The organism is Stenotrophomonas maltophilia complex sp. Om-AH-Sm3, assembly GCF_059337855.1.
In genome coordinates this window covers 1-22,696 of the sequence record NZ_JBYBLQ010000025.1, presented here as the reverse complement: position 1 = coordinate 22,696, position 22,696 = coordinate 1, and the positions used below count along the sequence as shown (strand labels likewise).

The 22,696-nt window shown below is 65.9% G+C and carries 20 protein-coding genes and 1 riboswitch; of the genes, 13 read left to right on the top strand and 7 right to left on the bottom strand.

Going from position 1 to position 22,696, the window contains the following annotated elements; all coding sequences use genetic code 11:
- Positions 1-106 precede the first annotated feature (106 nt).
- Positions 107-3,553: a hybrid sensor histidine kinase/response regulator gene (locus AC10QF_RS19360; RefSeq protein WP_494542710.1), complete on the top strand. Its 3,447-nt coding sequence runs from the start codon at positions 107-109 to the stop codon at positions 3,551-3,553.
- A gap of 190 nt (positions 3,554-3,743) precedes the next feature.
- On the opposite strand, the gene AC10QF_RS19355 is transcribed toward AC10QF_RS19360, so the two are convergent.
- The 3 genes from AC10QF_RS19355 to acs all read right to left on the bottom strand — a co-directional run bounded on the left by AC10QF_RS19355 (position 3,744) and on the right by acs (position 7,368).
- The gene (locus AC10QF_RS19355) at positions 3,744-4,319 is read right to left on the bottom strand and encodes a manganese efflux pump MntP (RefSeq protein ID WP_494542709.1); all 576 of its coding nucleotides are present in this window, start codon (positions 4,317-4,319) and stop codon (positions 3,744-3,746) included.
- Between the two features lie 88 nt (positions 4,320-4,407).
- A riboswitch (yybP-ykoY riboswitch) is annotated at positions 4,408-4,497 on the bottom strand.
- 181 nt (positions 4,498-4,678) lie between these two features.
- Positions 4,679-5,344 carry a response regulator transcription factor gene (locus tag AC10QF_RS19350; RefSeq protein WP_494542708.1) on the bottom strand — a complete coding sequence of 222 codons (666 nt, stop codon included), beginning with the start codon at positions 5,342-5,344 and terminating at the stop codon, positions 4,679-4,681.
- Between the two features lie 80 nt (positions 5,345-5,424).
- A complete protein-coding gene (gene acs / locus AC10QF_RS19345; RefSeq protein WP_494542707.1) occupies positions 5,425-7,368 on the bottom strand; it encodes an acetate--CoA ligase in 1,944 nt (647 codons plus the stop codon).
- Between the two features lie 245 nt (positions 7,369-7,613).
- Here acs and AC10QF_RS19340 point away from each other — a divergent pair, with 245 nt between their 5' ends.
- Both AC10QF_RS19340 and AC10QF_RS19335 read left to right on the top strand, forming a co-directional pair.
- Complete coding sequence (locus AC10QF_RS19340) at positions 7,614-9,041, top strand: DcaP family trimeric outer membrane transporter (protein ID WP_053498792.1); 1,428 nt, start codon at positions 7,614-7,616, stop codon at positions 9,039-9,041.
- Positions 9,042-9,168: 127 nt separating this feature from the next.
- On the top strand, positions 9,169-10,830 hold the full coding sequence (locus AC10QF_RS19335) for an MFS transporter (protein WP_069138899.1): 1,662 nt from the start codon (positions 9,169-9,171) through the stop codon (positions 10,828-10,830).
- A gap of 295 nt (positions 10,831-11,125) precedes the next feature.
- Here the strand turns inward: AC10QF_RS19335 and AC10QF_RS19330 are convergent, their stop codons facing one another.
- From AC10QF_RS19330 to AC10QF_RS19320, 3 genes are read right to left on the bottom strand one after another with little or no spacing between them, the layout of a single operon-like run.
- Positions 11,126-11,770: a hypothetical protein gene (locus AC10QF_RS19330; protein WP_069138898.1), complete on the bottom strand. Its 645-nt coding sequence runs from the start codon at positions 11,768-11,770 to the stop codon at positions 11,126-11,128.
- Positions 11,771-11,814: 44 nt separating this feature from the next.
- A complete protein-coding gene (locus tag AC10QF_RS19325) occupies positions 11,815-12,510 on the bottom strand; it encodes a hypothetical protein (protein WP_494542706.1) in 696 nt (231 codons plus the stop codon).
- Positions 12,511-12,524: 14 nt separating this feature from the next.
- A complete protein-coding gene (locus AC10QF_RS19320; protein ID WP_222523836.1) occupies positions 12,525-12,965 on the bottom strand; it encodes a hypothetical protein in 441 nt (146 codons plus the stop codon).
- A gap of 619 nt (positions 12,966-13,584) precedes the next feature.
- Here AC10QF_RS19320 and AC10QF_RS19315 point away from each other — a divergent pair.
- On the top strand, positions 13,585-14,994 hold the full coding sequence (locus AC10QF_RS19315; RefSeq protein ID WP_069138895.1) for a coniferyl aldehyde dehydrogenase: 1,410 nt from the start codon (positions 13,585-13,587) through the stop codon (positions 14,992-14,994).
- Between the two features lie 162 nt (positions 14,995-15,156).
- Positions 15,157-15,924, top strand: a complete 768-nt coding sequence (xth, locus tag AC10QF_RS19310; RefSeq protein ID WP_069138894.1) for an exodeoxyribonuclease III — start codon at positions 15,157-15,159, stop codon at positions 15,922-15,924.
- Between the two features lie 72 nt (positions 15,925-15,996).
- Here xth and AC10QF_RS19305 read toward each other — a convergent pair whose 3' ends face one another.
- A complete protein-coding gene (locus tag AC10QF_RS19305; RefSeq protein ID WP_005411656.1) occupies positions 15,997-16,248 on the bottom strand; it encodes a GlsB/YeaQ/YmgE family stress response membrane protein in 252 nt (83 codons plus the stop codon).
- 84 nt (positions 16,249-16,332) lie between these two features.
- On the opposite strand from AC10QF_RS19305, the gene AC10QF_RS19300 reads away from it, so the two are divergent.
- The 8 genes from AC10QF_RS19300 (at position 16,333) to AC10QF_RS19265 (ending at position 22,474) form a co-directional block, all read left to right on the top strand.
- Positions 16,333-16,932 (top strand): 4'-phosphopantetheinyl transferase family protein, encoded by a 600-nt coding sequence (locus AC10QF_RS19300; protein WP_005420390.1) that lies wholly within the window; start codon positions 16,333-16,335, stop codon positions 16,930-16,932.
- A gap of 39 nt (positions 16,933-16,971) precedes the next feature.
- Complete coding sequence (gene rsmG, locus AC10QF_RS19295) at positions 16,972-17,610, top strand: 16S rRNA (guanine(527)-N(7))-methyltransferase RsmG (RefSeq protein WP_005420388.1); 639 nt, start codon at positions 16,972-16,974, stop codon at positions 17,608-17,610.
- A 112-nt stretch (positions 17,611-17,722) separates the two neighbouring features.
- The gene (locus tag AC10QF_RS19290) at positions 17,723-18,520 is read left to right on the top strand and encodes a ParA family protein (protein WP_005420387.1); all 798 of its coding nucleotides are present in this window, start codon (positions 17,723-17,725) and stop codon (positions 18,518-18,520) included.
- Positions 18,520-19,443, top strand: a complete 924-nt coding sequence (locus AC10QF_RS19285) for a ParB/RepB/Spo0J family partition protein (protein WP_005420385.1) — start codon at positions 18,520-18,522, stop codon at positions 19,441-19,443. The genes AC10QF_RS19290 and AC10QF_RS19285 overlap by 1 nt, the downstream gene beginning before the upstream one ends.
- Positions 19,444-19,568: 125 nt before the next feature.
- Positions 19,569-20,303 (top strand): suppressor of fused domain protein, encoded by a 735-nt coding sequence (locus AC10QF_RS19280; protein WP_053498802.1) that lies wholly within the window; start codon positions 19,569-19,571, stop codon positions 20,301-20,303.
- Between the two features lie 45 nt (positions 20,304-20,348).
- Positions 20,349-21,314 (top strand): NAD-dependent epimerase/dehydratase family protein, encoded by a 966-nt coding sequence (locus tag AC10QF_RS19275; protein WP_005420382.1) that lies wholly within the window; start codon positions 20,349-20,351, stop codon positions 21,312-21,314.
- 90 nt (positions 21,315-21,404) lie between these two features.
- The gene (locus AC10QF_RS19270; protein WP_005420380.1) at positions 21,405-22,127 is read left to right on the top strand and encodes a glycosyltransferase family 2 protein; all 723 of its coding nucleotides are present in this window, start codon (positions 21,405-21,407) and stop codon (positions 22,125-22,127) included.
- Positions 22,127-22,474, top strand: a complete 348-nt coding sequence (locus tag AC10QF_RS19265; protein WP_019661748.1) for a lipid-A-disaccharide synthase N-terminal domain-containing protein — start codon at positions 22,127-22,129, stop codon at positions 22,472-22,474. Before AC10QF_RS19270 ends, AC10QF_RS19265 begins: the two co-directional genes overlap by 1 nt.
- The last annotated feature ends 222 nt before the right edge of the window (positions 22,475-22,696 follow it).

Here is a 22,696-nt window from a genome sequence, read left to right as displayed (position 1 = left end):
CGCACCGCGTAAGCCCCCACACTGGTGGGGGCGGTTGCCCCCAACGAGCCCGTACACCCGGCCGCGCCTGGCCTACACTGCGGGTTCCTCCGACGGAAACACACGCGTGGTCTCCAGTTGGGTCCTGCTGCTGGTCTCGGTTGCCTATGCCGCGCTGCTGTTCGGCGTGGCGTGGTGGGGCGACCGTCGGCCGATGTACCCCGACCGGCCGTGGCTGCGGCCGGTCGTCTACAGCCTGGCGCTGGCGGTGTACTGCTCGTCGTGGACCTTCTACGGCGCGGTCGGCACTGCCGTGCGCAATGGCGTGGGCTACCTGCCGATCTACATCGGCCCGCTGCTGCTGCTGTTGTTCGGCTGGCGCATCATCGAGCGCCTGGCGCTGATCGCACGCAGCCAGAACGTGGTCTCCATCGCCGATTTCATCTCCTCGCGCTTCGGTCGCTCGCGGCGGCTGGCGGCGCTGGTGGCGATCATCGCGCTGATCGGCATCATTCCGTACCTGGCGTTGCAGTACAAAGCGGTGGCGATGAGCCTGCAGGTGCTGACCGGCAACACCGGCCCGACCGGCTTCTTCACCGACCCGGCGCTATACGTGGCATTGCTGATGGCGCTGTTCGCCACCCTGTTCGGTACCCGCCAGGTCGATGCCACCGAGCACCACCACGGCATGATGCTGGCGATTGCCTTTGAATCGGTGATCAAGCTGCTGGCGATGCTGGCGGTGGGCGTGTTCGCCTACCTGTGGCTGAGCAACCGCACCGACGCGGTGGTCGAGTCGGTGCATACGCTGTTCACCGGCCTGCCGCCGGTCGGCTTCATCTCGCAGACCCTGCTCAGTTTCCTCGCCATCATCTGCCTGCCGCGCCAGTTCCACGTGGCCGTGGTCGAGTGCGGTGACGTGCGCGACGTGCGCCGCGCGCGCTGGATGTTCGGCGGTTACCTGGTGCTGATCTCGGGCATGGTGCTGCCGATCGCCACCGCCGGCGTGACCCTGTTCGGCACCGGCGGCAGCGTCGCCGACGACTCGATGGTGCTGGCGCTGCCGTTGGCCGAAGGCCGCAATGCGCTGGCGCTGATCGCCTACGTGGGCGGCTTCTCGGCGGCCACCGGCATGGTCATCGTCTCGTCCATCGCGCTGGCGACCATGGTCAGCAATGATCTGGTGATGCCGGTACTGCTGCGTCGGAGCGGTGACCACCAGGAAGCCGCTGACGTCGCCTCGCGCGTGTTGTGGATCCGCCGCCTGGCGATCCTGCTGCTGGCGCTGATGGCCTACAGCTACTACCGCACCAGCAGCAACGACAGCACGCTGGCCTCGTACGGCCTGATGGCGTTCGCAGCGGTGGCGCAATTCGCGCCCGGCCTGATCGGCGGCCTGTACTGGCGCGGTGCCAGCCGGCGCGGCGTCGAAGTGGGCATGCTGCTGGGCTTTGCCACCTGGCTGTACACCCTGCTGCTGCCGGCGATGACCATGGCCGGCTGGGTCGACGCCGCCTGGGTACAGCACGGCCCGTTCGGCATCGAGTGGCTGCGTCCGCAGCAGCTGTTCGGCATGTCCGGCTGGGACCCGCTGACCCACGGCACGTTCTGGTCGCTGCTGGTCAATGCGGCCACGATGATGCTGGTTTCCGCACGCTGGCGGCCCGGCGTCGACGAGCGCCTGCGTGCGGCACCGTTCCTCGACCCGTATGCCGAGCGCCCGTCGGTGGCCGGTGGCTGGCCCGGGCATGTGCATGTGGGCGACCTGCTGGCGCTGGCTTCGCGCGTGGTCGGCGAACGCCATGCACGGCGTTCGTTCTTCGAGCAGGCGCAGTCGCTGGGCCGTGAGCTGCAATCCTCGGCACCGGCTGACCGGCCGTGGGTGCAGTTCACCGAGCGCCTGCTGGCCGCCTCGATCGGTGCGGCATCGGCGCGCCTGCTGCTGACCAGCCTGCTGCGTGGCTCGGGCATGGACCTGGGGGAAGTGGTGGCGGTGCTGGACGAAGCCGGGCAGGAACTGCGCTTCAACCGCGAGATCCTGTCGACCACGCTGGAGAACATCAGCGCCGGGGTCAGCGTGGTCGATCCGGACATGCGCCTGACCGCGTGGAACCGCCGCTACCAGGACATGTTCGGTTACCCCGACGGCATGCTCTACGTGGGCCGCCCGGTGGCCGACCTGATCCGCTACAACGCCGAGCGCGGCGAGCTGGGCGAGGGCGATATCGAAGTGCAGATCAACCGCCGCATCGGTTACATGCGCGCCGGCTCGCCGCACGTGTTCGAGCGCACCCGCAGCGACGGCAAGGTGATCGAGATGCGTGGCCAGGCGCTGCCCGGCGGCGGTTACGTGACCAGCTACAACGACATCACCGACTACAAGCACGCTGAAAGGGCGCTGCTTGAAGCCAACGAGACGCTGGAACAGCGCGTGGCCGAGCGCTCGCATGAGGCCGAGGTCGCGCAGCAGTCGAAGACGCGCTTCCTGGCGGCGATCAGCCACGACGTGCTGCAGCCGCTGAACGCAGCACGCCTGTTCGCTTCGGCACTGCGCGACAGTGATCACGTCAGCGACGAGCAGAAGCATCTGGCCGAGCGCGTGGACGCGTCGCTGCGCGCTGCCGAAGAACTGCTTGATGGTCTGCTGGACGTGTCGCGGCTGGATGCCGGTGGCCTGCACCCGGTGATCGGCGAGTTCGATGTGAGTGCGTTGATGCGCGAGCTGGCCGCGCAGTACACGCCGGTGGCCGCAGGCCGTGGCCTGCGCCTGGACCTGTTCGCGCGCGCGGCCTGGGTACGCAGCGATCGCCGCCTGCTGCGCCGCGTACTGCAGAACTTCCTGGCCAATGCGCTGCGCTACACACGCCAGGGGCGCATCGTGCTGGCCGTGCGCCAGCGCGGCGACGAGGTGGAACTGCAGGTGTGGGATACCGGCCCTGGCATTCCCGAACACCACATGCGGCAGATCTTCGACGAGTTCCACCGCTACCAGCAGCCGTTCGACTGGGGCGAGCAGGGGTTGGGCCTGGGCCTGTCGATCTGCCAGCGCATCTCGCGCCTGCTCGACCATCGCCTCAATGCACGCAGCCGCGTTGGCAGTGGCTCGATGTTCTCGATCATCCTGCCGCGGGTTGCGCCCTTGCCCGGCTACTCCGAGCCTGCCAAGGCGACCCAGGCCGTGGCCACACCGGTGCGCAGCGACTCGCTGGCGGGCCTGCGGGTGCTGTGCGTGGACAACGACGAGGAAATCCTCGACGGCATGCGCGCACTGCTCGGCCGCTGGCAGGTGCAGGTGATCACCGCCGCCACCGTCGACCAGGCACTGGAGAAGATCGCCGAGCGACCGCAGGTGATGCTGGTGGACTACCACCTGCACGATCGCATGGATGGCCTGGATGCGCTGGTGGCGCTGCGCGAGGCGGCCGGCTACCCGCTGCCGGGTGCGCTGCTGACCGCCGACGGACGTGACGAGCTGAAGCGGATGGCACGCGAGCGTGGCTACCGCGTGCTGACCAAGCCGATCAAGCCGGCCTCGCTGCGCGCCTTCCTGGGCGCGCTGCGGGATGCGCAATAGATCCACGCCATGCGTGGATGCGACGCCAGGTAGTGCCGGCCGCTGGCCGGCAACCACGACGTGAAACCATGCCAGGCAAGCCTGGCATCTACCAAAGCTTCATCGGCCTGGCAGTAGATCCACGCCATGCGTGGATGTGACGTCAGGTAGTGCCGGCCGCTGGCCGGCAACCACGTAATAGCGGAAGCGTTTACCCCGCGCCGTGCAGGTGCTCGTACAGGATCGTCGCGCCGATGATCACTAGGATCACGCCACCGATGATCTCCGCACGCTTGCCGACCATGCTGCCCAGCACGCGGCCGAGCATGATGCCGGCGGTCACCATGGTCAGTGTGCACAGGCCGATGACCGCGGCCATCACGCCGATATGCACGTCCATGAAGGCCAGGCCGATACCCACCGCCATCGCGTCGATGCTGGTGGCGAAGCCGGTCAGCGCCAGCTTCCAGAAGCCGTGGTGCTGCGAGGGATCCTCGTCATCCTCGGCGCTGTCCGGGCGCAGGCCGTTGTAGATCATGTGGATGCCCAGCGCACCGAGCAGGCCGAACGCGATCCAGTGGTCGAAGGCTTGGACGTACTGCAGCGCGGCGCGGCCGAGCAGCCAGCCGATGATCGGCGTGATCGCCTCGATGACGCCGAAGATGATGCCGGCACGCAGTGCATCGCGGAACACCGGCTTGCGCATGGCCGCACCCTTGCCGATTGCGGCGGCAAAGGCATCGGTGGACATGGCAAAGCCGATCAGGAGGATCGAAATGGGGGACATGGACAGCGGCTGAGGTCGGGCAAGGACGGACGCACGGCTCGCGCTCGCGCCCAACCTGACGTTGCGCGCGCGGGCCGCTGGTCTCGCCAACCATCATGGTTGTCCACGCCACGGCGCACTGGCCGAGTATGTTGACGTGGACGATTCCTGCGAAGGAATCCGGCTACTCCCCAAGGGGACGCGAAGCTTAGCATTGCGATCCGCGCGTGGCGCATTTACGGACAAACGCGCAGGCAGGGCTGGTTTGTATAGCGATGGCTATAACACGGGCCAAGCAAAGGCGTGCCAAGCAAGCTTGGCACCTACCAGGGCGGTTTCAGACGTTCCAGGCGAATGCCGGCCAGCGGCCGGCACTACCGTCAGTCTTCTTCGGGCGGCAGCACGATGGCGTCGTCGTCGATGGCCAGCTTGCCGGCCATCAGCACGGCCTGGGTGCGGTTGGTCACGCCGAGCTTGCGCAGGATGGCGGTGACGTGGGCCTTGATCGTCGCTTCGGAGACGTTGAGGTCGTAGGCGATCTGCTTGTTCAAGCGGCCAGCGCCGAGCATCTGCAGGACACGGAACTGCTGCGGGGTCAGCTCGCGCAGGCGCTGGCCGACTTCGCGTTCTTCGCTGCCGGTGGGCGGCACGTTGTGCGCTTCCGGCGGTGCCCAGGTCTCGCCATCGAGGATGGTGCCCAGCGCATGGCCGATGGTGTCCGAATCCGCAGACTTCGGGATGAAGCCCAGCGCACCGTGGTCGAGCGCGCGGCGCATCACCGTGGGTTCTTCGCGCGCGGACACCACCACCACTGGCAGTTGGGGGTGCAGTGAGCGCATGTGCACCAGTGCGTTGAAGCCCTGCGCACCGGGCATGTTGAGATCCATCAGGACCAGGTCGGCGTCGTTGTGCAGGTCGGCCAGCGCGTACAGCGCTTCCACGCTGTCGGCCTCGAACAGCTGCACGCCGGGGATGACCCGCTGCACGGCTCCACGCAGGGCTTCGCGGAACAGCGGGTGGTCATCGGCAATCAGGAGGGTGGTCATGGTCGGGGGGAACCGTGGGGGAAAGCAGATGGGGTCAGAGCCCTTTCCTTGAGGAAAGGGATCCGACCCCGGGTCGTACGTCATCGCACCTTGCGCTCGTCCACCAGCGACGCCACCACCGATGGATCGGCCAGGGTCGAGGTGTCGCCGAGCTGGTCCGGCGCGTTTTCGGCAATCTTGCGCAGGATGCGGCGCATGATCTTGCCCGAGCGGGTCTTCGGCAGGCCCGGTGCCCACTGCAGGTGGTCCGGTGTGGCGATCGGCCCGATCTCCTTGCGCACCCAGGCGATCAGCTCCTTGTGCAGTTCATCGCTCGGGGCCTCTTCGGCCACCAGGGTGACGTAGGCGTAGATGCCCTGGCCCTTGACGTCGTGCGGGAAGCCCACGACCGCCGCTTCGGCCACCTTCGGGTGCGAGACCAGCGCGCTTTCCACTTCGGCGGTGCCGATGCGGTGGCCGGACACATTGATCACGTCGTCGACGCGGCCGGTGATCCAGTAGTAGCCGTCCTCGTCGCGTCGGCAACCGTCGCCGGTGAAGTAGCTGCCGGGGTAGGTGCGGAAATACGTATCGATGAAGCGCTGGTGGTCGCCGTACACCGTGCGCATCTGGCCCGGCCAGGAGTCACGGATGATCAGGTTGCCCTCGGTCGGGCCGTCCTGGATCTCGCCATCGGCATTGACCAGCGCCGGCTGCACGCCGAAGAAAGGCAGGGTGGCCGACCCCGGCTTGAGGTCCATCGCACCGGCCAGCGGCGAGATCAGGATGCCGCCGGTCTCGGTCTGCCACCAGGTATCGACGATCGGGCAGCGGCTGTCGCCGACCACTTCGTAGTACCAGCGCCAGGCTTCCGGGTTGATCGGCTCGCCGACGCTGCCGAGCAGGCGCAGCGACGCGCGCGAGGTCTTCTTCACCGGCTCCTCGCCTTCGCGCATCAGCGCACGGATCGCGGTCGGGGCGGTGTAGAAGATGCTCACCTTGTGCTTGTCGATGACGTTCCAGAAGCGCGAGGTGTCCGGATAGTTCGGCACGCCTTCGAACATCAGCGAGGTCGCACCGTTGGCCAGCGGCCCGTACACGATGTAGCTGTGGCCGGTGACCCAGCCGACATCGGCGGTGCACCAGTAGATGTCGTCCTCGCGCAGGTCGAACACCGCTTCATGGGTGTAGGCCGCGTACAGCAGATAGCCGCCGGTGGTGTGCAGCACGCCCTTCGGCTTGCCGGTGGAGCCGGAGGTGTAGAGGATGAACAGCGGGTCTTCCGCGTTCATGCGTTCCGGTTCGCAGGTGGACGGCTGGCTGTCCACCACATCGTGGAACCAGCGGTCGCGCGGGGCCTGCATGTCCACCGCGCCGCCGGTGTGGCGCACCACCAGCACGGTTTCAACCGTGTTCGTGCCCGGCAGCTTCAGCGCGGCATCGACGTTGGCCTTCAGCGGAATCCTGCGGCCACCGCGCAAGCCTTCGTCGGCGGTGATGATCAGCTTGCTCTGGCAGTCGCTGACGCGGTCGGCGATCGAGTTTGGCGCGAAGCCACCGAACACCACCGAGTGGATCGCACCGATGCGCGCGCAGGCCAGCATGGCTACTACGGCGTCGACGATCATCGGCAGGTAGATGGTGACGCGGTCGCCTTTCTTGACCCCAAGGTTGCGCAGCGCATTGCCGAGGCGGCAGGTGCGCTCATACAGTTCGCGATAGGTCACGTGCTGGGCCGGTGCATCCGGGCCGTCCGGCTCGAACAGCAGGGCGGTCTTGTCGCCGCGCGTCTCGAGCTGGCGATCCAGGCAGTTCACGCTGGCATTGAGCTCGCCATCCTCGAACCACTTGATGTGGAAGTCGGACAGGTCATAGCTGACGTTCTTGATCTTCGTCGGCTTGCGCATCCATTGCAGGCGCTCGGCGGCCCTGCCCCAGAATCCATCCGGGTCGGTCACCGACGCCTGGTACTGCTGTTCATAGGTCTTCTTGTCGATGCGTGCCTTGGCGGCGAACTGCGGATCGACGGGGTAGATATCAGCCATGGCACCCTCACTTGCACGTTGACTTTGTATGTGCGGCCGCAGCATCGCAACGACCGATCCCCCTCAGTTTGCCCCATCCACCCCCGGCCGCGTCACCACCCTGGTTAGACCATGGTCGAAAGTGAGCGCCTTGCAGGGCCGGGTTCGACCAATGGCGAATAGCCGCTATACATAATCGCCCCGCAGTCTCGGCTCGACCGTGCCCCACGCGCGGCATCACCTTGCCACTTGGGAGAGAGGGCAACATGAGCCACCGTACGTTGAAAGCCGTGCGCACACCTTTGGCGGCCTGCCTGCTGGTCGCCCTGGTCGCACCGGGCATGGCGTTCGCAGAGACCGCCAAAGAGAAGGCACTGGAAGCACGCGTTGCCGAACTGGAACGCCAGGTCCAGCTGCTGCTGTCTTCGCAGCAACAACAACAGACCCAGATCAGCCAGACCCAGCAGGCGGTGACCGAAGTGCGCACGGTGCAGGCCGAGCAGAAGCCGGTTGCACAGGTGCCGGCCGGCAAGCAGCCGATCCAGGTCACCACCATCACCCCGGGCGCGGCACCGGGCACCACGGTCAAGATCGGCGGCTTCATCAAGGCCGACTTCCTGGCCACCCAGACCAGCGATGGCCAGCTGGCCGACGACGCCACCGGCCGTTCGCTGTACCTCCCGGGCCAGACCCCGGTGGAAGGCGCCGGCGGCAGCGGCAAGCGCTCGGGCACCGATTTCAACGCCCATGCCAAGTTCTCGCGCTTCAACCTGGGCATCGACAACGTCAGCGAATCGGGCAACAAGGCCGGTGCGTTCTTCGAGATGGACTTCTTCGGCAACTCGCTGGGCAACCAGACTGCCACCAATACCTACGGCGTGACCCTGCGCCACGCCTACATGTACTGGAACAACTGGCTGGCCGGCCAGACCTGGTCCAACTTCATGGACGCGGCCGCACTGCCGGAAGCGGTCGACTTCGTCGGCCCCACCGACGGCGTGATCTTCGTGCGCCAGGCCCAGGTGCGCTACACCCAGGGCGGCTTCAGTGTCGCATTGGAAAACCCGGAAACCACCACCCTCACCGGCACCCGCAACCCGGTCACCGGTGCCTGGACCAACGCCAGCGCCAACTCCGACCGTGGCAGCCTGCCCGACCTGACCCTGCGCTATGGCTGGAAGGGCGACTGGGGCACCTTCGGCGTCGGCGGCATCGTCCGTCAGCTGAAGGTCGACAACCAGGCCACCGGCGCGAAGGCCGACAAGGTGGCTGGCGGCCTGACCCTGGGCGGCAAGTGGGTGATGGGTGACAGCGATTCGCTGCATTACCAGCTGACCGGCGGCGAAGGCATCGCCCGCTACATCGGCCTGGGCATCACCGCCGACAGCGCCTACGACGTGGCCCGTGATGAGCTCAACCCGACCGGCGTGCTGGCCGGCTATGTCGGCTGGCGGCATGCGTTCTCGCCGAAGCTGCGCACCAACCTGATCTACGCGCGCAGCGACTACGACAACGACAGCATCCTCGGCCCGCTGGTGACCAAGAGCGTGCAGAGCATCCGCGGCAACATCTTCTATTCACCGCTGCCCAAGGTCGATATCGGCGCCGAGCTGATGTACGGCCGTCGCGAAGTTGAGAACGGCAACAAGGGTGACATCACCCGGTTGCAGTTCACTACGAAGTACAGCTTCTAAGAGCGTGCCGGCCAGCGGCCGGCACCTACCGAGATGGGGTGCCGGCCAAGGTCGGCATCTACCGAATTGAGTGCCGACCAACGGTCGGCACCCACCAACAACGATTGCTTCGGAGGGGAAGCGTCCCATGTCCAGTACACCCAGCACCGCACATAAAGCGGGCACCCTGACCAAGGGCCACAAGAAGGTCATCTTCGCCTCGAGCCTCGGCACGGTGTTCGAGTGGTATGACTTCTTCCTGTACGGCTCGCTCGCGGCCATCATCGCCAAGCAGTTCTTCAGTGGCGTCAATGAAACCACGGGCATGATCTTCGCCCTGCTGGCGTTCGCCGCCGGCTTCTTCGTGCGTCCGTTCGGCGCGGCCTTCTTCGGCAGCCTCGGCGACCGCATCGGCCGCAAGTACACCTTCCTGGTCACCATCCTGATCATGGGCATCTCGACCTTCCTGGTCGGCGTGCTGCCCAACTACGCCTCGATCGGTTTCGCCGCACCGGTGATCCTGATCATCCTGCGCCTGGCCCAGGGCCTGGCGATGGGCGGCGAGTACGGCGGTGCCGCCACCTACGTGGCCGAGCACGCGCCGGACGACAAGCGCGGCCTGTACACCAGCTTCATCCAGTGCACCGCCACGCTCGGCCTGTTCCTTTCGCTGCTGATCATCCTGGCCTGCCGCATGACGCTGGGCAACGAGGCGTTCGAAGCCTGGGGCTGGCGCATTCCGTTCCTGGTGTCGATCCTGCTGCTGGGCATTTCGGTGTGGATCCGCCTGCAGCTGAGCGAATCGCCGCTGTTCCAGCAGATGAAGGCTGAAGGCAAGGGCTCCAAGACCCCGTTCCGCGACAGCCTGAAGGGCGGCAACCTGAAGCTGATGTTGCTGGTCCTGCTCGGTGCAGCGGCTGGCCAGGCCGTGGTCTGGTACGGCGGACAGTTCTACGCGCTGTTCTTCCTCAGCAGCATGCTGAAGGTCGATGCCACCACCTCCTACCTGCTGATCGCCGCAGCGCTGGCACTGGGCACGCCGTTCTTCATCTTCTTCGGCTGGCTGTCCGACCGCATCGGCCGCAAGAAGATCATCCTGGCCGGCTGCCTGCTGGCGGCCATCACCTACATCCCGATCTTCAAGGGCCTGACCCACTTCGCCAACCCGGCCATCGAAGAAGCCCGCAGCAGCTCGCCGGCGCTGGTCGTCGCCGATCCGGCCACCTGCTCGTTCCAGTTCGATCCGGTGGGCCTGCGCAAGTTCACCAGCTCCTGCGACGTGGCGACCGCCGCGTTGACCAAGGCCGGTGTGCCGTACGACGTGCAGCCCGCCGCCGCCGGTTCGCTGGCGATGGTGAACGTGGGCAGTGCCAGCGTCACCTCGTATGAGGCCGCCGGCCTGACCAAGGAAGAAGGCAAGGCCAAGGCCGATGCGTTCGGCGCGGAACTGAAGACCGCCCTGACCTCTGCCGGCTACCCGGCCAAGGCCGATGGTGCGCGCATCAACATCGCCGGCACCATCTTCATGCTGTGGCTGCTGGTGCTGTACGTGACCATGGTCTACGGCCCGATCGCCGCCTACCTGGTGGAACTGTTCCCGACCCGCATCCGCTACACCTCGATGTCGCTGCCGTACCACATCGGCAACGGCTGGTTCGGTGGCTTCCTGCCGGCCATCTCGTTCGCGCTGGTGGCCGGTACCGGCAACCTGTACTACGGCCTGTGGTACCCGATTGCGATCGCACTGATGTCGGTGGTGATCGGCGGCCTGTTCCTGCGCGAAACCAGGAACGTGGATATCACCAAATAACCGGCGTGCCGACCAACGGTCGGCACCCACCGGGTTTCAGGGGCCGTGGTGCAGACCACGGCCTTTTCGTTACCCTGTAGCGCCGAGCCATGCTCGGCGACCGCGCAACGCGCGGCACAAAACTCCGCAGACGCGAAAAGGCAGCGCTCAATGTCGAAATCGCGGTTGAAAAGCATCCGAAGCCACACCTCGTATCGCGCCCGGGGTCGGAACCCTTTCGCATGCGAAAGGGCTCTGACCCAATCGCGGTAGGCAGTGCACGTTAGAGCCTGGTGCAGTCGATCAACAGTCGGCTCTACCCGCCGTACAGCGCCTTTCTCTGCGAAGGAGTGACTTCAAAGATCCCCGCATCGATCAGCTTCCTGTAGTGGTCTCTGTTGCTTGGACCTGGCGGGTCGCAGCGAAGCAGATTATCGATGGAACCATCGGGCGCATCCGAGGGGCTCAGGCGGCCTGAGGCATAGTCTTCTGCGGTAGGGAGCTCCTCAGAAATGGTCAGGTTGGGAAGGGCCGGAGATACCCAGGCGCCAGCGTCATTGAACTGCCCTTCACAGAATTGCCCGGTCTGACGCGCAAGCAGGCAGCCGCTTCGTGTGTCGATGAAACCGCAGTACGGCCTTTCATGCAGAGAACGGCGTCCATCCGGCATACCAACCTCACCGGATTCCACGTCAGTGACAAGCACATACCGACCGTCAGGGGGCGTCGCCGGATCGGGGTCGTACTCGAACAGAGAGTACGAGCGTTTGCCCAGCGCTATGCGGCGCACCAGCTTGCCCTGCTTCATCACCGACAGGTTCCGGTAGCGACCATTCTCCTCGCCGTCGTATCGCAGTGTGATGCTGCTGCCAGCGTGAACCCATCTCCCGCTGTCAGCCTTCGCATCCTCTGTTGAAGCCAGTGTTGCGAGCACGGTGAAGATCAAGCTCAGCAAATTCATTCTCCAGGAAACCGTCTTTTACATGCGGGAGCATGCGATGGGCATCAGGGGCTTGTGGTAGCCACTTCCGCGCATTCACCTTCCTCCGCCAGCCGTCGCGTCGAGAACTTCTTGATGCAGAACAATCGCTGTTCACTCTCATCGCCTGCCTGCCCAATTTTCCTGCGCAGCTGGTCGGCTCCCGGGCAACGCGCAGCGCGGGCGACAACGAGGTTGCACACAGGAACGAACGGGAAGTGCACCTGATGGCGTGGGATGTTCAGCTTTCTGCCCCAGATCTCGAACGGAAAGAGCACATGTAACAAGCCATCCGCCGCTTCATCCTCGCTTGGTCGCGTGAGGGCGACATCCGGTGCATTCTTGAGCAACGTCGCATAGGCGTCCAGGAAGCGACGGCCCCGGCGATCGTGCTCTGCTGGCGTCTCTGCCCGCCGCAGGGCCGCGTAGTAGGGAAAAAGCCGCTCTGCATCGGGTACGTTGCAGGTGATGCCACGTGGTTGCGACTGCGTATTGCCAAGTCCCGCTGACCTGCATGGGGTACGCTTCAGTCGCTCCTCCAAAGCAGCCAGCACCCGATCGATGGTGGCGCCAGAGGTGGGCTCACCGTCCAGCTCGCCCACAAGCGACGCCAGGCTGTCGCCCACCATCGGGACATACTCGCGCTTTGTATCCTGCGCGAAATGGCCATTGGGCGGCGGAGGGGTAGTCGACGCTTCAGACAGAGACAGTACTAGGGCCATCACGAGAGCCACCATCATCGATTGCACACCAGATCGCCAATGGAATCAGGCTGCAGGGCGATGGAGCACCACCTGATCACCTTGCGTCCCCTTCGTGAGGGAGTGAATTCCACTTCTACATCCAGACGGTCATCGTGGAAATCGAGTGTCTTGAAGTCGACCAAAGCGAAGTCGCGATCAAAGCGGGCCTCGCCGAGCGAGCAGATGAACTTTTCGCGATGGGGCTTGCTTGGATGGCCGAGCCTAAAGGACTGAATTGTCAGGCATGGATTGTCGGCGATTACGAGATACCTGAAGGAACGCTCCCGAACAATTGCCCCTTCAGCCTTCGTGACTTTTGAATAGTCGATGTGCCGCTCCGATGCTTTGGCGGGGCTACCCGAAAGGGTTGACGCAGCGTAAAGAACAATCCATGGCGTGGTCAGTAGTACACGCTTCCATACTCGAGTGAACATTCCAGATCTCCGATAGACCTATTTCCGATTTCAATTGAACAAGGTCTCACTTCATGGCCGCTACCGCGAAGTTTGATGAATTCGATCTCCAGTGATAGTCGGTCTGGCTCAAAGTCGACCCTCCACACGTCGACAAACGCGAAGTCACGGTGAAAGTGCATCTCCCCAAGCGAACAGATTGTCTTCTGGCGAACGAGTCCTTCCATGTTCGCGGTTTTGAAGATCTGAACCGTGATGCACGCCGAGTCCTCCCCGAGCACGATGTAACGCACCCATTGGCCCATCACTCTTTGGGCACCGACCATTCCCACCTTCTCGTAGTCAATAGTCGGGGCTGAGGCTCCGGCGGAAAAGGCCATCAGCATCAGGCCGCTTAGAACTGCGGGTATCCCTCGCATCACATCCTGCTCTTCGGCACGTCAGACGCATACATTGGTAGACGCGAAGCCGCTCGACCATGAAGAAAGTACGAAATTGCAGATATTCTTACGCTCACAGGATGGAGCTGCATTTTTGGCCATACCTCCGGAGGTATGGCGAGAAGTAGATTTGACTCGACCCAGTTGATTCCACGCCCCTGTCATGCGGCGATGACCGCCGTAGCTCGTATAGTCGGCCCATGACGACCACCGCCCCCGCCGACCTTCCCGCCATCCTGCACACCCTGCGCAGCGCCTGGCAGTCGCAGCGGCCCACGCTCGACCAGCGCGAAGCCGACCTGCGCCGCCTGCGCGAGGCGCTGAAGCCACGCCTGGACGAAATGGCCACGGCCATCGCCGAGGACTTCGGCCACCGCGCCCACACCGAATCGAAGCTGGCCGATGGCATGAGCGTGCTGTCGGCCATCGACCACCTGCGCCGCCACCTGCGGCGCTGGTCGAAGCCGCAGCGAGCATCGGCGGGCTGGAAGCTGTGGCCAGCGCGCGCGCAGCTGCGGCCGACGCCGCTGGGCGTGGTCGGGGTGATCTCGCCCTGGAACTACCCGGTCACGCTGGCATTGGTGCCTTTGGCCACCGCCATCGCTGCGGGCAACCACGTACTGCTGAAGCCTTCGGAACACACGCCGCGCACCAGCGCGTTCCTGGCCGATCTGCTGGCCCGCGTGTTCCCGCCCGATCGGGTGGCGGTGGTGCAGGGCGGGGCGGATGTGGCCGCGGCCGTGTCCTCGCTGCCGCTGGACCATCTGCTGTTCACCGGCTCGACAGCGGTTGGCCGCAAGGTGATGGCGGCCGCGGCCGAGCATCTGGTGCCGGTCACGCTGGAGCTGGGCGGCAAGTCGCCGGCCATCGTCTGCCGCGATTTCCCGCTGGAAAAGGCCGCTGCGCGGCTGGCCACCGGCAAGTGGTTCAACGCGGGCCAGACCTGTATCGCGCCGGATTACGTGCTGATCGACACCGTGCGCCAGCGCGAGTTCGTGCAGGCGCTGCAGCAGCAGGTACGCGAGCGCTATGGCGACTTCAGCGATGCCGACGACTACACCCGCATCATCAACGAAGGCCAGTACCAACGCCTGCAGGGCTATCTGGCGCAGGCGCGCGAACGCGGGGTGCCGGTGATTCCGCTGGCGCAGGTGGATGACACGCGCGCCGACCGGGAGCGCCTGCTGGTGCCGACCGTGGTGCTGGACCCACCGGACGACCTGGACCTGATGCGCGAGGAGATCTTCGGCCCGATCCTGCCGGTGCGGGCCTATCCGGATCTGGATGCCGCGCTGGCCGACGTGCTGTCCCGCGACCGGCCGCTGGCGCTGTATCCCTTCAGCCATGACACGGCCACGGTGGAGCGCATCCTCGGCCAGGTGGTGGCCGGTGGCGTGACGGTAAATGACACGCTGCTGCACTTCGCCGCCGATGGCCTGCCGTTTGGCGGGGTGGGGGCCAGCGGCATGGGCGCCTACCACGGCCGGGCCGGGTTCGATGCGATGAGCAAGCGGCTGCCGGTGCTGTGGCAGTCGCGCTGGGCGGCCAGCGACCGGCTGCGGCCGCCTTATTCGAAGATTGCGGGTTTGTTGAAGCTGCTGCTGCGGTAGTGCCGGCCGCTGGCCGGCAACTGCGGGGTCCTGCCGACGGTTCATGGGGTTGCCGGCCAGCGGCCGGCACTACCGGTGGGTGCAAACCTTGGTTGGCACGGGGGCGGCCATGCGCCAACCCAGGTTGGCGTCTACCAAAGCCCACCCGGGTAGAATGCCCGCATGAAAATCGCCTCGTGGAACGTCAATTCGCTCAATGTCCGCCTGCCGCACCTGGAACAGTGGCTCAAGGAGTTCGGCCCGGACATCGTCGGTATCCAGGAAACCAAGCTGGAGGACCACAAGTTCCCCGACTCTGCGCTGATCGCTGCCGGCTACCGCAGCGTGTTCGCCGGCCAGAAGACCTACAACGGCGTGGCGCTGCTGTCGCGTGAGCCTGCACAGGACGTGCAGATCGGCATTCCCGGCTTCGAGGACGAACAGAAGCGTGTCATCGCCGGTACCTTCGGCGACCTGCGGGTAATCAACCTGTACGTGGTCAACGGCCAGGACATCGGTACCGACAAATACGAGTACAAGTTGCGCTGGCTTGAGGCGGTGCATGCCTGGATCGCCGAAGAACTGCAGCGCCACCCGAAGCTGATCGTGATGGGGGACTTCAACATTGCCCCGGACGCACGCGACGTGCACGACCCGGAGGTGTGGAACGACAACCACATCCTGACCTCCACCGCCGAGCGCGGCGCATTGAACAAGCTGCTGCAGCTGGGCCTGCACGATGGCTTCCGCCTGCACAACGACGAGGCGGGCACCTTCAGCTGGTGGGATTACCGCGCCGCCGGCTTCCGTCGCAACCTGGGCCTGCGCATCGACCTGACCCTGGTCTCCGATGCGCTGAAGAGCGGTGCGGTGGCTTCGGGTATCGACCGCGAGCCGCGCACCTGGGAACGTCCGAGCGACCATGCGCCGGCGTGGGTACAGATCGGTTGAATGAACGAGGCCCGGCGATTGCCGGGCCCGTTCTGAAAGGCCCGCCGGCCAGCGGCCGGCGCTACCGCCGCGTCAGCGTATGCTCTTGCGGGTGAACAGGTTGACGATCGCCAGCAGGATCACCGCACCGATCAGCGAGAACAGGAAGGTTCGAATGGTGATCGCTTCGTTGATGCCGCCGCCGAACAGCCAGCCGGAAATCAGCGCGCCGACGATGCCGACCACGATGTTGAGGATGATGCCCTGCTGGGCATCGCGCTTCATGATGATGCTGGCCAGCCAGCCTACGATGCCGCCGACGATCAGCCAGATGATGATGCCCATGATCGAACCTCCGGTGGGGAACGGTGACCAGTTGACGCGCAGGGCCGTGAACCCGTCGTGCAATCGTGTGACGGGCGCGTGCGCATGAGCCTGCCAGCCACCCTCGACGGCCCGTGGCGCTTTGGTCCGGTGACGGTCTGGCGGCGCCCGCACGTGCCCGGCCAGCGCGGCGAACCGCAGGCACGGCAGGTGCTGGCGCAGGCCCTCGGGGCCGATCCGGAGACGCTGCCGCTGGTCCGCGATGACAAGGGCCGGCCGGAGCTGAGCGGCGCATTGGCCCACTACGGCACCGGCTGGAGCCACAGCGGCGAGGTGCTGCTGGTGGCGCTGGGCGAAGGCGTGCGGCTGGGCGTGGACCTGGAACTGCTGCGGCCGCGCGCCCGCCTGCTGGAGATCGTGCAGCGCTTCTTCCACCCGGAGGAGGTGGCGTGGCTGGAAAGCCTGGACCAGGCCGACCGCGAACACTGGTTCTTCCGCGTGTGGTGCGCCAAGGAAGCAATGCTGAAGGCGCACGGCCAGGGTATCTCGTTCGGCCTGCACCGCCTGCAGCTGGCGCCGGGGGCCGATGGTGCCCTGCACCTGCGCTGGTGCGACCCGGAACTGGGCGAGGCCGCGCGCTGGCACCTGCACGAATGGCAGGCCACCGGTCAGTTCCGGGCGGCGTTGGCCTGGTATCCGCACTGAGGCGGGGAATCAGCGCGCAAAACCGGCGATAATGCCGGCATGAGCGAACACCCACTTCCCGCCAGCGTGGCTGCCACGCTGGAACAGGGCCTGGCCAGCATGGGCCTGGATGCCGCGCTGGCGCCGCCGCTGCTGCGCTACCTGGCCCTGCTGCACCGCTGGAACGGCACCTACAACCTCACCGCCATCCGCGACCCGCAGGAGATGGTCACCCGCCACCTGCTCGACTCGCTGGCGATGCAGCCGTTCGTGGCCGATGGCAGCCTGGCCGACCTCGGCACCGGCCCCGGGCTGCCGGGCATCCCGCTGGCCATCGCCTGCCCGGGCCTGCAGGTGACCCTGGTCGAGAGCAATGGCAAGAAGGCGCGCTTCATGCGCGAGGCCGTGCGCCAACTCGGCCTGGGCAATGCCCGCGTGGCCGAATCGCGCGCCGAGGCGCTGGACGAGGCCGGTCGTTACGACCAGTTGACCGCCCGTGCCATGGATACCCTGGCCGGCATCGTCCGCGTCGGTGGCCACCTGCTGCGGCCGGGGGGCGTGCTGCTGGCCATGAAGGGCGTCTACCCGCATGAGGAGATCGCGGACCTGCCGGCTGGCTGGCAGGTGCGCGAGGTGACCCCGCTGAGCGTGCCCGGCCTGGCCGGCGAACGCCACCTGGTCACTGTTACAGGCCCTTGATTCCCGCCGCCAGCCCCTTGTGCAACAACGGGTTGGCGATCCACGATTTCCGCAAGGGGCCGGTTGTACGCATAATGACCGGTCCCAGCACACGTCGACGAGGCACACCCGCATGGCCCGCATCATCGCCATCGCCAACCAGAAGGGTGGCGTCGGCAAGACCACGACCGCCGTCAACCTGGCCGCTTCCCTGGCCAACGCACCCAAGCGCGTGCTGCTGGTCGACCTCGATTCGCAGGGCAACGCGACCATGGGCAGTGGCGTGGACAAGCGTGAGCTGGCCGCTTCCACCTACGATCTGCTGCTGGGCGAGTCCAGCGCCGCCGATGTACGCGTGCAGACCGCCGAAGGCTACGACCTGCTTCCCGGCAACATCGACCTGACCGCCGCCGAGATCCAGCTGATGGCGCAGAGCGAGCGCGAGCAGCGGCTGAAGCGCGCGCTGGCACCGATCCGCGACGAGTACGACTACATCCTGATCGACTGCCCGCCGGCGCTGTCGCTGCTGACGCTCAATGCGCTGGCCGCTGCCGATTCGGTGATCGTGCCGATGCAGTGCGAGTACTACGCCCTGGAAGGCCTGAGCGCGCTGGTGGAAACCATCGAAGCGCTGCGTGCCAACCTCAATCCGGCGCTGGAGATCGAAGGCGTGCTGCGCACCATGTTCGACGTGCGCAACAACCTGGCCAACGCGGTCTCGGCCGAGCTCACCGAGCACTTCGGCGATCGCGTGTTCCGCACCATCGTGCCGCGCAACGTTCGCCTGGCCGAGGCACCCAGCCATGGCCAGAGCATCGTCGGCTACGACCGCGCCTCGCGCGGTGGCGTGGCCTACCTGGGCCTGGCTGGCGAGATCATCCGCCGCAACAACGAACGCAACAAGGCCACCAAGGCCGTGGAGACCGTCTGATGACCAGCAGCAAGCCGGCAGCCAAGAAGCGAGGCCTCGGCCGTGGCCTGGACGCGCTGCTGGGCCCGAAGGGCGCGGTCAGCCAGGTGCAGGCCACCACGGCGGTGATCGAGCCGCTGCCGGGGGAAGTGCTGCGCAAGTTGCCGGTCGGCCAGCTGCAGCCGGGCAAGTACCAGCCGCGCCGCGAGATGGACGAGGGCAAGCTGTCCGAGCTGGCCGACTCGATCAAGTCGCAGGGCGTGATCCAGCCGATCCTGGTGCGCCAGCTGCCGGCGGGCAACTACGAAATCGTCGCCGGTGAACGCCGCTGGCGCGCATCGCAGCTGGCCGGGCTGGACGAAGTGCCGGTGGTGGTGCGCGAGCTGGAAGACCGCACCGTCATCGCGATGGCGCTGATCGAGAACATCCAGCGTGAAGACCTCAACCCGCTGGAGGAAGCCGAAGCGCTGCAGCGCCTGATCAGCGAGTTCACCCTCACCCATGCCGAGGCCGCCGAGGCCGTCGGCCGCTCGCGCGCGGCGGTGTCCAACCTGCTGCGCCTGCTGGAACTGCCGGTGGCGATCCGCCTGCTGCTGGAAACCCGCCGCCTGGAAATGGGGCATGCCCGTGCGCTGCTGACCCTGGCCCCCGAACTGGCCGGCAAGCTGGCCCAGGAAGCGGCCGACGAAGGCTGGTCGGTGCGCGAGGTCGAGCGGCGCGCGCAGGCCTTCGCCGCCGGCAAGGTGCCGAGCAGCCGCCCGGTGGCCACGCCGAAGGTGCAGCAGGCCGACATCGCCTCGCTGGAAACCGAGCTGTCCGAAGCGCTCGGCGCCAAGGTGGCGATCAGCCACGGCCGTGGCGGCAAGGGCAAGCTGATCATCCACTACACCGACCTGGACACCCTGGACGGCGTGCTGGAAAAACTGCGCGCGCGCCAGGGCTGAGCCCGGCGCCGCGTCGGGGAGGCGGCCTGTTCCTGCCGCGCCCGGCGAATGACAGGGAACGCACTGCCACGCGCACCGCGGAATGCACTGTCTTCCGGCCCGTGGCCTCATCCAGGGAGCAGGACATGAGCAACGACTACGAAGACGTCAGTCCGGACGGCACCCAGATACTGGTACATCGCCGTGAGAAGGACTTTGTGCTCGCCATCGGCGAAGAACGGCACATCGAGGCGATCAGTGCCCACATCGAACACCACCTGGGACCGGTGTCCGGTGTCTTCCATGAAATCATCTCCGACCTGGTGCACATCGACGTGCACGTGGTGCCGGCCAATGACCACTGCCCGTACCTGCGCCTGGTCACCTCCGGCATGAGCGACCTGCCGATGACCGTGCCCGCCGAGGTGGATGCGGACGTGCCGCGCTACATGGAACTGATGGTGACCCTGCCGGCCGACTGGCCGATCACGCAGGACGCCTTCGAGGATGAGCGCAACTACTGGCCGGTGCGCCTGCTGAAGGGCATGGCGCGGTTGCCGCACGAGTACGACACGTGGCTGGGCTTCGGCCACACCATTCCCAACGGCCATCCCAGCGAGCCCTATGCGCCGGGCGTGGGTTTCGACGGTGCCATCGTGCTGCCGCCGGTGACCGCCCCGGAGGACTTCGCCACGCTGGAGCTGGAGGATGGCAATACCATCAGCTTCATGAGCCTGGTTCCGCTGTACCCCGAAGAGATGGACCTGAAGCTGAAGAAGGGCGCCGACGCCCTGCTCGACCGCTTCGATGCGAAACAGATCAACGATGTGATCGAGCCCGGCCGCACCAACGTGGCGAAGAAGCGTTTCGGTTTGTTCTGAGACCGGTAACATCAGGGGCCTGAACTTCGTTCCCAGGCCCCTGCCATGACCATCCTGCTCACCGGCGCTGCCGGCTTCATCGGTGCCTACACCGCCCGCGCGCTGCTGGAGGCCGGCCAGGCCGTGGTCGGCCTGGACAACTTCAACGATTACTACGACCCGCAGATCAAGCGTGACCGCGTGGCCGCGCTGTGTCCGGCGCTGGACCTGCGCACCCTGGACCTGACCGACCAGCAGGGCCTGGCCGCACTGTTCGACGAGGTGCGGCCGACCGCGGTGATCCACCTGGCCGCGCAGGCCGGCGTGCGCTATTCGCTGGAAAACCCGCATGCCTACGTCGACAGCAACCTGGTCGGCTTCGTCAACATGCTCGAGTTGTGCCGCCACCGTGGCGTGCAGCACCTGGTGTATGCCTCCAGCAGTTCGGTCTACGGCGATTCGGCCACGCCGCCGTTCTCCGAAGACCAGCGCGTGGACCAGCCGCGCTCGCTGTACGCGGCGACCAAGGCGGCCAACGAGCTGATGGCCTACACCTACGCGCAGCTGTACGGCCTGCATGCCACCGGGCTGCGCTTCTTCACCGTGTATGGCCCGTGGGGCCGGCCGGACATGGCACCGCTGCTGTTCTCGCGCGCGGTGCTGGCCGGTCGGCCGATCGACGTGTTCAACGAAGGCCGCATGCAGCGCGATTTCACACATGTCTCCGACATCGTATCCGGTATCCTCGGCGCCCTCGCGCATCCGGCCGACGGTCCGGTGCCGCACCGGGTGTTCAACCTCGGCAACCATACACCGGTCGAGCTGGAGCGCTTCATCAGCGTGATCGAGCAGGCCGCCGGCCGCCCTGCGCAGAAGGTCTACAAGCCCATGCAGCCCGGCGACATGGTGCGCACGATGGCCGATACCCGGCGCGCACATGACGCTTTCGGCTTCGATGCGGTGACCCCGATCGAACAAGGCCTGCCGCCTGTGGTGCAGTGGTGCCGCGAGTATTTTGGCGATCGCGCCTGAGGACGGATCCTCACGCCGCCGGGTTCATCTTCGGATAACCTCGGTTTCGGAGAATGCGCGGTCTTTGTCCCCCCTTTGGCCGAGTGCCTTATGAGCCAACCCGAGCTTTCCGTTGTCGTCCCGGTGTTCAACGAGCGCGACAATGTTGCCCCGCTGGTCGCCGAAATCACCGCTGCGCTGCGTGGCCGGCTGCCGTTCGAGATCGTCTACATCGACGACCACTCGCGTGATGACACCCTGGCGGTGCTGCAGGGATTGAAGGCAACCACCCCGGAACTGCGCGTGCTGCACCATGTGAACCAGAGCGGGCAGAGCACGGCGGTGCGCACCGGCGTCAAGCACGCGCGCGCGCCGTGGATCGCCACCCTGGATGGCGATGGCCAGAACGATCCGGCCGATATTCCCAAGCTGCTTGCCGCACGCGACGCCGCCGAGGCGCAGGTGAAGCTGTTCGCCGGCTGGCGCGTCAACCGCCAGGACAGCGGCAGCAAGCGCTGGGCCAGCAAATGGGCCAACGCCATCCGTGCGCGCATGCTGCGCGACGACACGCCCGACACCGGTTGCGGCATCAAGCTGTTCGAACGCAGCGCGTTCCTCGACCTGCCGTACTTCGACCACATGCACCGTTACCTGCCAGCGCTGATGCAGCGTGCCGGCTGGAAGACCACCAGCGTGCCGGTCAATCACCGCCACCGTACCGCCGGCGTGTCCAAGTACAACAACCTCGGCCGCGCGCTGGTCGGCATCCGCGACCTGCGTGGCGTAGCCTGGCTGATCACCCGAAGCAAGCGCACCGCGGTGGAGGAGCGCTGATGGATCTGGAGCTGCACTGGCTGGATCAGCCCCTGACCTGGCTGTACTGGACAGGCCTGCATGTGACCGGCTGGAAGCTGATCGGCTACACCGGCGCACTGATGTTCGGCGGCCGCTGGCTGGTCCAGTTCATCGCCTCCAAGCGCGCCGGCAAACCCGTCATACCGCGCCTGTTCTGGTACATGAGCGTGCTCGGCAGCCTGATGACCCTGAGCTACTTCCTGTTCTCGGCCAAGCAGGACTCGGTGGGTGTACTGCAGAACCTGTTCCCGGCGTTCACCGCCCTGTACAGCCTGCACCTGGACATCAAGCACCGCGGCTGGAAGCGGGACAAGGCCAGTCACTGAGGCTGCGCCGGGATGCGGTCTGCCGCGGGTAGAGTCGACTGTCAGTCGACTTTCGCGCGGAGCGCGGACTTTGCCACGTCTGGCGGAAGAGCAGCCGACTAACTGTGATCTCTCGGTAGGTTGTTCATCCGGGGCATCTTTGGAAAATGGTGGTTACCACACCTATCCAGTCCCCAAAGAGCCCGGATGAACCATCATAAAAATGCCCGTTTGACGCCGTTT

Coding starts and splice junctions, on each gene's coding strand:
- AC10QF_RS19300 (WP_005420390.1), top strand. CDS start 16,333: ATGAGCCTGCCAGCCACCCTCGACGGCCCGTGGCGCTTTGGTCCGGTG.
- xth (WP_069138894.1), top strand. CDS start 15,157: ATGAAAATCGCCTCGTGGAACGTCAATTCGCTCAATGTCCGCCTGCCG.
- AC10QF_RS19340 (WP_053498792.1), top strand. CDS start 7,614: ATGAGCCACCGTACGTTGAAAGCCGTGCGCACACCTTTGGCGGCCTGC.
- AC10QF_RS19325 (WP_494542706.1), bottom strand. CDS start 12,510: ATGGCCCTAGTACTGTCTCTGTCTGAAGCGTCGACTACCCCTCCGCCG.
- rsmG (WP_005420388.1), top strand. CDS start 16,972: ATGAGCGAACACCCACTTCCCGCCAGCGTGGCTGCCACGCTGGAACAG.
- AC10QF_RS19305 (WP_005411656.1), bottom strand. CDS start 16,248: ATGGGCATCATCATCTGGCTGATCGTCGGCGGCATCGTAGGCTGGCTG.
- AC10QF_RS19335 (WP_069138899.1), top strand. CDS start 9,169: ATGTCCAGTACACCCAGCACCGCACATAAAGCGGGCACCCTGACCAAG.
- AC10QF_RS19290 (WP_005420387.1), top strand. CDS start 17,723: ATGGCCCGCATCATCGCCATCGCCAACCAGAAGGGTGGCGTCGGCAAG.
- AC10QF_RS19280 (WP_053498802.1), top strand. CDS start 19,569: ATGAGCAACGACTACGAAGACGTCAGTCCGGACGGCACCCAGATACTG.
- AC10QF_RS19355 (WP_494542709.1), bottom strand. CDS start 4,319: ATGTCCCCCATTTCGATCCTCCTGATCGGCTTTGCCATGTCCACCGAT.
- AC10QF_RS19265 (WP_019661748.1), top strand. CDS start 22,127: ATGGATCTGGAGCTGCACTGGCTGGATCAGCCCCTGACCTGGCTGTAC.
- AC10QF_RS19285 (WP_005420385.1), top strand. CDS start 18,520: ATGACCAGCAGCAAGCCGGCAGCCAAGAAGCGAGGCCTCGGCCGTGGC.
- AC10QF_RS19270 (WP_005420380.1), top strand. CDS start 21,405: ATGAGCCAACCCGAGCTTTCCGTTGTCGTCCCGGTGTTCAACGAGCGC.
- AC10QF_RS19275 (WP_005420382.1), top strand. CDS start 20,349: ATGACCATCCTGCTCACCGGCGCTGCCGGCTTCATCGGTGCCTACACC.
- AC10QF_RS19350 (WP_494542708.1), bottom strand. CDS start 5,344: ATGACCACCCTCCTGATTGCCGATGACCACCCGCTGTTCCGCGAAGCC.
- AC10QF_RS19315 (WP_069138895.1), top strand. CDS start 13,585: ATGACGACCACCGCCCCCGCCGACCTTCCCGCCATCCTGCACACCCTG.
- AC10QF_RS19320 (WP_222523836.1), bottom strand. CDS start 12,965: ATGTTCACTCGAGTATGGAAGCGTGTACTACTGACCACGCCATGGATT.
- AC10QF_RS19330 (WP_069138898.1), bottom strand. CDS start 11,770: ATGAATTTGCTGAGCTTGATCTTCACCGTGCTCGCAACACTGGCTTCA.
- acs (WP_494542707.1), bottom strand. CDS start 7,368: ATGGCTGATATCTACCCCGTCGATCCGCAGTTCGCCGCCAAGGCACGC.